Source organism: Thermosipho melanesiensis BI429 (genome assembly GCF_000016905.1).
Classification (GTDB): Bacteria; Thermotogota; Thermotogae; order Thermotogales; family Fervidobacteriaceae; genus Thermosipho; species Thermosipho melanesiensis.
The window spans coordinates 1,715,900-1,728,401 of sequence record NC_009616.1 but is presented as its reverse complement, the minus strand read 5'-3'; the positions used below and the strand labels follow the sequence as shown (position 1 = coordinate 1,728,401).

Sequence of the window (12,502 nt, the reverse complement as noted above, 5' to 3'; positions counted from 1 at the left end):
TTAGTTTTTTTCTTATCTTGAATAACTTTGTTAATATGTTAGAATTATAATAGCTAAACCTAAATTAAGGAGGGGTAGTATGAAAAAATATACAAAAACCCATGAATGGGTTGATGAGAGTGGGTATGTTGGAATTACCAATCACGCACAAGAAGAGCTTGGAGATATTGTTTATGTTGATCTTCCTAAAGTTGGTAGTGAAGTAAAAAAGGGTGATATACTACTTTCTATTGAGAGTGTTAAAGCTGCAACAGATGTTTATTCACCGGTAAGTGGAAAAATTGCAGAGGTAAACGAAGAATTAGATTCCCAACCCGAGTTAATTAACGAAGATGCGGAAGGAAAGGGTTGGTTAGTAAAGATAGATTTTTCAGATGAAAGTGAACTAGATGAGTTAATGACTGAAGAAGAATATAAAAAATATTTGGAAAATGAGGGTGGAAATTGATGTTAAGTGTTACAGCATATACTGTATTGATATTCATCATAAATATATTAATAGGTATAGTAATTTCACTTGGGATTATTCAACAAGGCAAATCATCGTTTGGAATTTCATCTGTGATTGCGTGGGTTGTTTTTGTTATATCTTTAGTTTTCTTTATATCTGGAGGTTTTACAGAATTTTTTGCAAAATTAGGTTTGTCTTTATCACCAATTTTGTATTTAGTTTTGGCAATTTATTCAATGCTACAGATAAAGAATCTTTCAAACTTAAATATTAGACAAGCAATGAGGAATGGTATAATGTTTTCACTAATATTTATTCTATTTTTAATTATTGATGTATTTTGGGTTAAAAACGCTGTAAATATTTCATTGATATCCATTGGTTGGTCATATGTTATAACATTAATCTATGCGTATAAAAATAGAAACATTGAATAACCTTATAAAAATATTATAAAATAGTGGGGGTACCCCCACTATTTTTGTTTAGAGGTGATTTTTTGATAGATAGAGAAATATTAAAAAATATTCCTGAGAAACCTGGTGTATATATTTTTAAAAGGGATAAAGAATATGTTTATATTGGAAAGTCGAAAAATTTAAAAAAGCGACTTAATTCTCATTTTTCTTTTAAAGAAGAAAAAAGTCGGCTTATAGTTGAAGAATCAAATAAATTAGAGACTATAATAGTAAAAAATGAGAAAGAATCATTGCTTTTAGAAGCAACATTAATTTACAAATATAAACCAAAGTATAATGTTATGCTAAAAGAAAGTGAACCGTATCCATACATAAGAATTTCATCTGATGTTTTTCCTTATGTTGAAGTAACTAGAAATAGAGATAAAGATGGTAAATATTTCGGGCCGTATACAAATGTAAAATTTACAAGGTTGTTTTTAGAAGTCTTGCAAAAGATTTTGAATTTTAGAACGTGTAAAAAAAATATTGAGAAAATAAAAAAGCCATGTTTGAATTATTACTTAAAAACGTGTGTAGCGCCGTGTGTAGATGAAAACAAAAATTTTAAAATGTATGGTGAGATAATTAAACGTTTGGAAGAGGTTTTAAGTGGTGATTATGAATATATTAGGAATTTTATTGAAGCAAAAATGTACCATCATGCGAAAATGCTAGATTTTGAGAATGCAGCAAAATATAGAGATGTGTTACTAGCATTTAATAATATTATGATAAATCAGGGGATTGTTTTAAGGGATAAAAGAAATGTGGACTACATTGTTTTTAAAGATAACATGTTTTTAGTCTTAAAGGTTAGAAGTGGTGTGTTAACTTCAAAACTTCTTTATGAAGCTTCATTAACTTTTGAAGAATTTATATATCAGTTTTATTATGGTATGAAAAGTGATTTGCCAAATAAAATAGTTGTCTCAAAACAAATTAATTTGAATTTTGATGTTCCAATAATTGTGTGTAGAGAGGAAGACGATAAATATCTTTTAGAAATAGCTTTAGAGAATTTAACTGAGCATATTAAATCAATTAATTTTAGTAAAGATATTTTAATTAAGATGAAAGAGATTTTAAATTTAAAAAAAATTCCATTTAGGATTGAGGGGACAGATATTTCACATAGAAATGGTAGATTTACAGTTGCTTCACTGATTGTTTTTGAAAATGGATATCCAAAAAAAGATGAATATAGAAGATATAAGCTTGGGGACATTTTAGATGATTTTGAAAGTATTAGAATTTTTATTAGAAAAAGATATACAAAACACCGACCACCAGATTTATTTTTTGTGGATGGTGGTAAGGGACAAGTTAATGCAGCAATTGGCGAATTTAATAAAATGAATATTGATATAGATGTTGTTGGAATTGCAAAGGAGGAAGAAGTAATAGTTACTAAAAATAAGAGCTTTAAACTTGATCCAACTGATGTTGTGTTAAGAACTTTAATTTTTGTAAGAGATGAAACTCATAGAGTTGCAAATTCTTTTAGTGGAAAGTTAAAAAATAATGAGTATAAAGTTAGTAAATTGGATAGTATTAAAGGAATTGGGCCAAAAAGAAAAAAACAGTTACTTATGAAATTTGGAACACTCAAAAACATTAAAAGTGCATCATTAGAGGAACTTGAAGAAATTGTAGGAAAAACAATAGCGTTAAGAATTAAGGAAGAATTGTGAATATATAAAAAAAATTAAGAGGTTTACTTTAATATTAAACTCTATTCAGACTTGAAACATTTTTTACAACTGATATAATTAAGTTGATGTTAATATTAAGATTATATAGGAGGTGTTACACTTGACGGCGTATATTATCCGAAGGCTTTTGTTGTTACCCCTGATTTTATTTGGAGTAACTCTTATAATTTTCAGTTTTACGGAGATATTAGGTCCTGAAAAAATGTTATCTGCTTATGTAAATCCCAACATGTTTGATAAATTATCCAATGAAGATTTGGATAAACTTATTGAGCAGTATGGGCTAAATGATCCAATGTGGACTAGATATTTTAAATGGATTGGTGGAGTTTTGAAGGGTGATTTGGGTTGGTCGGTTACTGCTAAACAACCAGTTGCTGATGCAATTAAAGAAAGAATTCCTTATACTATAGAATTAGCTATGTATGCTTTTATCCCTGTAGTAATAGTAGGGATATGGTTAGGAGTTGTAGCTGCAGTAAATAGAGATAAGTTTATAGATCATTTTATTAGAATATTTGCAATAATTGGATGGTCGTTGCCTGATTTTGTATTCGGTTTAATCGTTTTAATGTTTTTTTATTCTGTGTTGGGGTGGTTTCCACCAGGTACATTAAGTGGATGGGCTGAAGAAATTGTAAAATCAGGAGAATTTCATAGATTTACAAAAATATTAACTATTGATGCTTTAATAAATGGCAGATTAGATATTTTTTGGGATGCATTAAGACATTTAATTGGACCAATTTTGACAATTTCATGGTTATGGTGGGCTTATTTGTTAAGAATTACAAGATCTAGTATGTTAGAAGTTCTTGGAAAAGAGTATGTGAGAACTGCTAGAGCGAAAGGTGTTCCAGAAAAAGAAGTTATTCATAAACATGCAAAGAAAAATGCAATGATACCAGTTGTTACAGTGGCAGGTGCTATGGTGATTGGTTTACTTGCAGGTACAGTAATTGTAGAAGTTATTTTTAACAGAATTGGTATGGGAAGATTTACTGCCCAAGCTGCAACACAGTTGGATTATGCCGCAATTTTGGGAAGTACCCTTTTCTATTCCACTTTGTTAGTAATTGGTAATCTTGTCATTGACATATTATATGCAATACTAGATCCAAGGATTAGACTCGGTTAAGGAGGTGCTTGTTGATGAACACAGAATTTAAGAGAACATTAAAAAAACTTTTTAGAAATCCCTCGGCAGTTTTAGGTTTTTCTTTACTGATATTTTTTGCTTTAGTTGCTATTTTTGCACCATTACTTGCACCACCTGTTAATCCAATGTTTCCAGATGAAAATGGTAATCCTATGAAATTGGATGATCCATATATTATGCCTATATTATCTTGGAGTTCCGATCCAGTACCACCGAGTAAAGATCATCCATTTGGTATGATAGCAGGTAGGGATATTTACTATGGTGTTATTTGGGGAACAAGAACAGCTTTCAAAATAGGTCTTACGGTTGTTGTTTTGTCAACTATTATAGGTTTAATTATTGGTTCAATTGCAGGATATTTTGGGGGTTGGATTGATGAAATATTGATGAGAATAACAGATATTTTTCTTTCCATTCCGTTTTTGCTAGCTGCAATGGTATTAACAACTATACTAGGAAGTGGTCTTGACAAGGTAATGATTGCAATGACTATTTTTGGATGGATGGCCGTTGCAAGGCTTATAAGGGCTAACATTTTGCAAGTAAAAGAAGAACAATTTGTTCTTGCAGCAAAAGCACTTGGAATTAAAAATTATGTTATTATTTTGAGACACGTTTTACCCAATACAATTTTCCCGGTTCTTGTTCAAGCAACAATGAGATTGGGGTCTCTTGTTATCACAGCAGCAGCATTATCTTTCTTAGGATTAGGTGCACCAATTGGATATGCGGACTGGGGTTCAATGTTAAATTACACAAGAAATTATATTTTAGGTGCAAGTGGGCAAGCTTTTGCTTATTGGTACACAATTTTTTATCCTGGCATGGCAATGGTTTTGTTCGTTCTTGCATGGAATTTGGTTGGCGATGCTTTGAGAGATGTATTTGATCCGAAATTGAAATAAAGGAGTGGTAAAATTGGAAAAGAAACCATTATTGCAAGTGAGAAATTTAAAAACATATTTCCATACAGAAGATGGAATCGTAAAAGCTGTTGATGGTGTTGATTTTGAAGTATATCCTGGCGAAACTTTAGGAATTGTGGGTGAATCTGGAAGTGGTAAAAGTGTTACCTCGTTATCTATTTTAAGGTTATTGGACCCTAATGGTGAAATATTAGATGGTAGCGAGATAATATTCGATGGAAAAAATTTGTTAGAGCTTTCTGAAGATGAAATGAGAAAAATTAGAGGTAATGACATAGCAATGATTTTCCAAGAGCCAATGGTTGCGTTAAACCCAGTTTTTACAATTGGAGAGCAAATTATGGAAGCAATATTACTTCACCAAGATGTAAATAAAAACCAAGCAAGGGAAATGGCAATTGATATGCTTAGGAAAGTAGGAATACCAGAACCTGAAAAAAGAGTTGATGAATACCCTCATGAACTTTCAGGGGGAATGAGGCAACGTGCGATGATTGCTATGGCTCTTTCGTGTAGACCAAAATTATTAATTGCAGATGAGCCTACAACAGCCTTAGATGTCACAATTCAAGCACAAATACTCGATTTAATGAAACAATTACAAAAAGAATATGGTATGGCAATAATATTTATTACGCATGATGTCGGTGTAATAGCCGAAAATGCTGATAGAGTTGTGGTAATGTATGGTGGAATGGTAATGGAAACTGCGGAAGTTAAAGAATTATTTAAAAGAATGAAACATCCATATACTTGGGGATTATTAAACTCAATACCAAGGCTTGATATTGAACAAGATAGATTGTATAACATCCCGGGTATTGTGCCTGATCCATTGCATTTCCCACCTGGATGTAGATTTAACACAAGATGTGAGTTTGCTGATGAAAGATGTAAAAAAGAAATTCCGCCATTACAAAAAGTGGGGGAAGACCATTATTCAAGGTGTTTCTATCATCAAAAAGTTGAAGAAGCACAGAAACTTAAAAAGGCTGGTGAAAGTGCATGAGTGAAAAAAAAGTACTTCTTAGAGTAGAAAACTTGGTAAAGTACTTTCCAATTAGAGCGGGTGTTTTTAAGAGGATAGTAGCATGGGTAAAAGCCGTTGATGATATTACTTTTGATGTTTATGAAGGTGAAACTGTAGGATTGGTTGGTGAATCAGGGTGTGGTAAAACAACTGCAGGTATGACGTTACTTCGATTGTACGAACCAACTTCTGGTAGAATAATTGTTGATGATGAAGATACAACATATTATTTTATGCCAAAATTTAAAGCAAGAAGGTATTTAAAGAAAACTTACGTGGATAAGTTTAAAAGCATTGAGTCAAATAAATTAACGGGAATTGATAAAAAATATTACGAACTTTACAAAAAATTTGGTGAAAATGAATTCTATAATAAATTACTTTCAAATATTTCTGAAAAAAGGTCGGAATTTAGGAAGACAATGCAAATTGTTTTCCAAGACCCATATAGTTCTTTAAATCCAAGAATTAGGATAAAAACAATAGTTTCAGAAGGACCAGTGCTACATGGGGTAATTAAAAAATCTGAAGTAATAGATAAAGTAAAGTCTGCATTGGAAGAAGTTGGAATACATGGCGATCATATGTATAGATTTCCACATCAATTTTCTGGTGGTCAAAGACAAAGAATTGGAATTGCAAGAGCACTTATGATGAATCCAAAATTAATTGTAGCAGATGAAGCAGTTGCTGCGCTTGATGTATCGATTAGATCTCAAGTTATTAATCTTATGATTGATCTTCAAAAGAAACATAATCTTACATATATTTTCATTTCACACGATCTTTCAGTTATCAAATATATATCTGATAGAGTTATTGTTATGTATCTTGGAAAAATAGTTGAAAATGCGTCAAAAAAGGAATTGTTTGATAACCCATTACATCCATATACTAAAGCATTAATGAGTGCAATTCCAGTTCCAGATCCAGAATTTAAGAAGAATAGAATAATATTAAAGGGTGACGTTCCAAGTCCAGTAAATCCACCAAAAGGATGTAGGTTCCATCCAAGATGTCCTGTTGCAAAAGATATTTGTTCTAAAGAAGAGCCTAAACTTACAGAGGTAAGACCGGGACATTTTGTAGCTTGTCACTTCCCTGGTTCGTTGTAAGGATGTAATGTAGAGTTACTAAATAGTTTAAAAAAAGCTGGCTAAAAAGCCAGCTATTTTTTTTTTGATGAGTATATATACTAATGTTCGTTTTATATGTTTGTTCAACACTGAAAAATATCATACCCAAAAATATAACAAAACAAATAATAATAAATTCATTTGAAAATCATAAAATTTTACATATTTCTCTATAAACACTTTTAATATATAATGCAAGGAAAGGAGGGATAAAATGAAAATCAAAGAAATAATTCCAGTTGCATTGGGAGAAAAAACTCCTGATTTGTTAATAAAAAATGTAAAATTATTAAATGTATATACAGGAAATATAGAAAAAACCAATATTGCTATTTTAAAAAAGAGAATAGCTGGAATTGGAAATGAATACAACGTTGGAAAAGAAATATTTAATGCGAAAAATCTTTATGCTATTCCAGGTTTAATCGATGCGCATGTTCATATTGAAAGTTCTATGCTATCGCCAATTGAATTTGCAAAGATGATTTTACCGAATGGAACAACAACAATTATTGCCGATCCTCATGAAATAGCAAATGTTTTGGGGGTTGAAGGAATAAATTATATGATTAAGGCAACTGAAGGTATACCTCTTAATGTTTATTTTGCAATTCCTTCAGCAGTGCCTGCAACTTTTCTTGAAACCTCTGGTGCAATTTTAGGTGCTGAAGACATGGTTAGTCTCTTAGAAAAATACCCATTTAGGCTCATTGCTTTGGGAGAAGTAATGAACTATCCTGGAGTCTTGAATTGTGATAGAGAACTAATTACTAAAATTGAAATTTTAAGACATAAATACAAAAAAATTGATGGCCATGCCCCGGGATTATCTGGAAAACAGTTGAATGCATATATTGATGCATTTGTAAGATCAGATCATGAATGTGAAACTAAAAGCGAAGCCCTTGAAAAACTTTCTAAAGGTATGCATATATTCATTAGAGAAGGTACCGCTGCAAGGAATTTAAGATCACTTATTCCTGCCGTTAATATTTTAAACCACTTCTTTTTTTCTTTTTGTACTGATGATAGAGATCCAGAAGACATTTACAAAAGAGGTCATATCAATCAAATCGTTAAGGAGGCAATAGGCCAAGGTCTTGATCCTGTTATAGCCATTAGAATGGCTACAATAAATACTGCCAAATATTTTAACCTCAGAAGTATGGGAGCCATTTCTCCAGGTTACAAATCAGATATTGTATTGGTTGATAACCTTTACGATTTTAATATTCTCTATGTTATCAAAGATTCAAAATTTGTTGTTAAAGATGGAAAAATTGATTTAAAAATCGAAAGCGTTTTTAAAGATGTTCCAACTACAATAGGAAAAATCAACATAACGAAAAACTACTCGCTTAAAGTAAAAAACAGAAATAAAAAAATCAGGATTATTTCAATAAAGAAATTTTCCCTTATTACAGAAGAGAGCATTGTTTCTCCAAAAGTTTCCAAAAATGAAATTATTTCAGATGTTGAAAATGATATAGTAAAAATAGCGGTTTTTGACAGACACAACGCAAGTGGTTTTTCTATTGGATTTGTTAAGGGTACTGGAATTAAAAATGGTGCTATTGCAACTACCATTGGACATGATTCTCATAATTTAGCGGTACTTGGTACAAATGACAAAGATATGGAACTTGCAATAAAAAGAATTTTAGAGATAAATGGTGGGATTGTTGTCATTAAAGATAAAAAAGTAATTTCTGAACTTTCACTTCCTATCGCCGGATTAATGTCAGATGAAACCTACAATACAGTAATAAAAAAACTTCAGCATTTGAAAAAAAGCATTGAAAAGCTAGGAACAAAAAACGATGTACTAATGAATATCCATTTCTTACAGCTTGCAGTTATTCCAAAATTAAAAATAACGGACAAAGGTTTAATAGATGTTGAAAATCAAAAAATAGTTGATTTATTTGTGGAGGTGTAATGTATGAATGTATTTGGAAATAAGGTAATAAGAATAGATGCAAAGGAAAAAGCAAATGGAGTATCAAAGTATGCAGCAGATTATTATTTTCCCAACATGCTTTATGCAGAAGTTGTTCATGCAAATATTTCACATGGAATTCTTGAAGATATAGATACAGAGGAAGCGGAAAAGATTCCAGGGGTTATAAAAATAGCCACATATAAAGATGTGCCTGGAATCAACAAATTTGGACATGTAGTGGAAGATATGCCATTTTTGGTTCCAATTGGAGAAAAAGTAAGATTTGAAGGTGATGCAATTGCATTAATTGCAGCAGAAAGTCCTGAAATTGCAAAAATTGCAAAAAAGCTAATAAAAATCAAAGTTAAAGAACTCCCTGGTGTCTTTAGCATTGAAGAAGCAATAGAAGATAAAATATTAATTCATGATAAAAGCAATATCGGCTTTAAAAGAAAAATAAAAAGAGGAAATTTAGAAAAAGCTTTTAACGATGCAGATCTAACTATTTCAAAACAATTTGAAACAGGATATCAAGAACATGCATATCTTGAAACACAAGGTATTGTCACAAATTTCTCAACTAACTTAGAATTATACGTTAGTGCACAATGTCCTTTTTACGTACAAAAGGACGTTGCAAAGATCTTAAACCTTGATTTAAAAGATATAAATGTTATTCAAACAGAAACAGGTGGGGGATTTGGTGGAAAAGAAGATGTTCCATCATACATCACCGCAAAAGCTGCATTGTTATCATATCTTACAAAAAGACCTGTAAAACTTATTTACTCTAGAGAGATGGATATACTAGAAACAAGTAAACGCCATCCAAGTAAATCATATTATAAAGTTGCATTTAAAAAGGATGGGACAATTTTAGGCGTTAAATCTAAAATTTATCTAGATATGGGAGCATATTCTACACTTTCTCCAATTGTAATGTACAGAACAATGGTACATGCATGTGGGGCATATAGTGTTGATAATGTGGATGTAGAGGTATTGGGAGTATATACTAATAAAGTTCCATGTGGAGCTTTTAGAGGATTCGGTTCCCCTCAAGTTTTGTTAGCTATAGAATCAATTATGGATTTGGCAGCGAAAAAACTTAACATAGATCCTTACGAGATAAGAGTAAAAAATGCTTTAGAAATAGGCAAAAAAACTTCTACCGGACATTTGTTAAAGGAATCTGTAGGTGCTAAAAAAACTCTGAAAAAAGTTTATATAGCTTCAAACTATGAAAAACTTAAAAGAGAAATACAAGAATTTAACGAGAAAAATTTATATAAAAAACGCGGATTAGGTTGGGCTCATATTTTCTACGGTGTAAGTTTGGGAGCTGGCGGACAGTTTCTTGATGGCGCAACTGCCGTAGTAAATATACAATCAGATGGCACAATTACAGTAATGATCGGTAACACGGAAATGGGACAAGGTGCTAAAACTACTATCGCGATAATTATCTCTGAAATTTTAGGTCAGGACGTATCCAAAATAAGAGTTCTACAACCTCAAACATTATTTATTCAAGACAGTGGTCCGACAGTTGCGTCAAGAACTACTGTTTTTAGTGGAAATGCCGTGAAAATTGCAGCTGAAAAACTTAAAGAGAATATAATTTCTTTCCTCTCAAGTTATTTGAAAGTTCAAAAAGAGGAAATTTTATTCAAAGATGGTTATGTATATTTTAAAAACAAAAAATTTTCGTTTGATGAAATAGCCAAACTTTGTAATGATAATAATGTAAAGTTGTCTGAAACAGGTTGGTACAAAACTCCAAAGTTGAATTTTGATCATGAAAACGGGATTGGAGAAGCATATATCACCTATTCTTATGCTACACAACTTTCAATGGTGGAAGTAGATTTATTAACAGGCAAAATAGAGCTTAAAAAGGTATGGGTATGTCACGATATAGGTAAAGTAATAAATTTAGAAGGAGCAATTGGCCAAGTACATGGAGGAATAATTCAAGGAATGGGATATGTTCTTTTTGAAGAGATAAAACAAAAAAATGGAAAAATTCTAACCAAAAACTTCAACAATTACTTAATTCCTACAATAAAGGATATTCCAAATGAGTTTAATGTAGATTTTGTAGAAGATGAATTTTCACAGGGACCATTTGGTGCAAAAGGGTTAGGCGAACCTTCATTAATGAGTGCTCCACCTTCTATTTTTAATGCTGTTTCTAATGCTATAAAAAAAGCATTAAATAAAATCCCAATTTCAATTAAGGATATTATTACAGAAAAGGAGTGATAAAATGAAAGTACCGGTTATTGGACCAACTTATGAGGAAATGCTACATCCTGAAACGATTGATCTAAAAATTAGAAAAAGAGCAATCCAATTGAAGAAAAAAGATCCATTACATCCTATTAATCTCTATAATATAACTTGGAAAAACGAAAATAATGAATATTATTACTTTGTTATACCACAAGAGTTAACAGGCATAAAGGCTAATATTATAGTTTTGTATGCCAAAGATTTCCCTTCAGGAAGTCATAAAGTAGGAGCAACATACTCAATTCTTGCAGAAAAAACCGTAAATGGTGAAGTTGATCCATTTAAACATACACTTATTTGGCCTTCAACTGGTAATTATGGTATAGGTGGTGCTTGGGTATCCTCAAGGATGAATTATAAATCAATTGTTATCCTTCCAGAAGAAATGAGCAAGGAAAGATTTGAAATAATAAAAAAATATGGTGCAGAAGTAGTTGCAACCACGGGTTGTGAATCTAATGTAAAAGAAATTTATGATAAAGCAAAAGAATTATACCAAAAGAATCCTGAATATGTTAGAATTTTAAACCAATTCGAAGAATTTGGAAATTATAGATTCCATTACTACGTTACAGGAAATACTATGATAGACTTGGTAAAGAAGGAAAAAATTGGAAATCAAAAAATATCTGCCGTAGTATTAGGAGTGGGATCAGCTGGAACCATTGCAAGTGGTGATAGGGTAAAACAGAAATTTCCAACTGCTAAAGTTGTGGCAGTAGAACCTTTACAATGCCCTACCATTTCTTTAAATGGATATGGTGCTCATGATATTCAAGGAATCGGCGATAAGCATGTTACCTGGATACATAATGTTTTAAATAATGATGCTATTGTTTTGGTTGATGATCTCGATGCAAAAAAAATGCTTCAAGTTCTAACAGATCCTGAAGGAATTAAATTTTTAAAGGAATTTATACCAAAAGATGAAATAGATTTTATATCCGATAAATTTGGAATTTCAGGTGTTGCAAATTTAATTGCAGCAATTAAAATTGCAAAGTATTATAATTTTAATAATAACGATAATATTTTTATTGTGGCAACTGATTCAATAGACAGATACAGATCTGTTATGAAAGACTTAACAAAAAAATATGGAGTTCTAGATAGAACGGAAGCCAAATCAAGAACAGAAAGGATTTTGTTGTATCAAGAACCTTCATGGATTTTTGAAGGAGATGAATTTAGTAGACAAAGATGGCACAACTTAAAATACTACACTTGGGTAGAACAACAAGGAAAAAGTGTAGATGAACTAAATGTCCAAAAGTCAAAAGATTACTGGTTAAATCAGCAAAAAATAGTAGAAGAAATGGATGAAAAAATTTTAGATTACAGGAAAAAGCATGAAGATGAGTTAAGAAATATTTTCTTTTCCGATTAG

10 protein-coding genes are annotated in these 12,502 nt (G+C 31.3%); all 10 read left to right on the top strand.

Annotated features, from left to right (window positions below; translation table 11 throughout):
- The first annotated feature begins 79 nt into the window (after nucleotides 1-79).
- Entirely contained in the window at nucleotides 80-448 is a 369-nt protein-coding gene (gene gcvH / locus TMEL_RS08885; RefSeq protein ID WP_012057936.1) for a glycine cleavage system protein GcvH, read from the top strand.
- Nucleotides 448-888, top strand: a complete 441-nt coding sequence (locus tag TMEL_RS08880) for a hypothetical protein (protein WP_012057935.1) — start codon at nucleotides 448-450, stop codon at nucleotides 886-888. Before gcvH ends, TMEL_RS08880 begins: the two co-directional genes overlap by 1 nt.
- 62 nt (nucleotides 889-950) lie before the next feature.
- Nucleotides 951-2,603, top strand: a complete 1,653-nt coding sequence (gene uvrC, locus TMEL_RS08875) for an excinuclease ABC subunit UvrC (protein WP_012057934.1) — start codon at nucleotides 951-953, stop codon at nucleotides 2,601-2,603.
- A 121-nt stretch (nucleotides 2,604-2,724) separates the two neighbouring features.
- Entirely contained in the window at nucleotides 2,725-3,762 is a 1,038-nt protein-coding gene (locus tag TMEL_RS08870; RefSeq protein WP_012057933.1) for an ABC transporter permease, read from the top strand.
- 14 nt (nucleotides 3,763-3,776) lie between these two features.
- Nucleotides 3,777-4,691 carry an ABC transporter permease gene (locus tag TMEL_RS08865; RefSeq protein ID WP_012057932.1) on the top strand — a complete coding sequence of 305 codons (915 nt, stop codon included), beginning with the start codon at nucleotides 3,777-3,779 and terminating at the stop codon, nucleotides 4,689-4,691.
- A 13-nt stretch (nucleotides 4,692-4,704) separates the two neighbouring features.
- Complete coding sequence (locus TMEL_RS08860) at nucleotides 4,705-5,721, top strand: ABC transporter ATP-binding protein (RefSeq protein ID WP_012057931.1); 1,017 nt, start codon at nucleotides 4,705-4,707, stop codon at nucleotides 5,719-5,721.
- Nucleotides 5,718-6,857, top strand: a complete 1,140-nt coding sequence (locus tag TMEL_RS08855) for an ABC transporter ATP-binding protein (protein WP_012057930.1) — start codon at nucleotides 5,718-5,720, stop codon at nucleotides 6,855-6,857. The genes TMEL_RS08860 and TMEL_RS08855 overlap by 4 nt, the downstream gene beginning before the upstream one ends.
- A gap of 235 nt (nucleotides 6,858-7,092) precedes the next feature.
- Nucleotides 7,093-8,817 (top strand): adenine deaminase, encoded by a 1,725-nt coding sequence (ade, locus tag TMEL_RS08850; protein WP_012057929.1) that lies wholly within the window; start codon nucleotides 7,093-7,095, stop codon nucleotides 8,815-8,817.
- 3 nt (nucleotides 8,818-8,820) lie between these two features.
- Nucleotides 8,821-11,085 (top strand): xanthine dehydrogenase family protein molybdopterin-binding subunit, encoded by a 2,265-nt coding sequence (locus tag TMEL_RS08845; protein WP_012057928.1) that lies wholly within the window; start codon nucleotides 8,821-8,823, stop codon nucleotides 11,083-11,085.
- 4 nt (nucleotides 11,086-11,089) lie between these two features.
- A complete protein-coding gene (locus TMEL_RS08840) occupies nucleotides 11,090-12,502 on the top strand; it encodes a PLP-dependent cysteine synthase family protein (RefSeq protein ID WP_012057927.1) in 1,413 nt (470 codons plus the stop codon).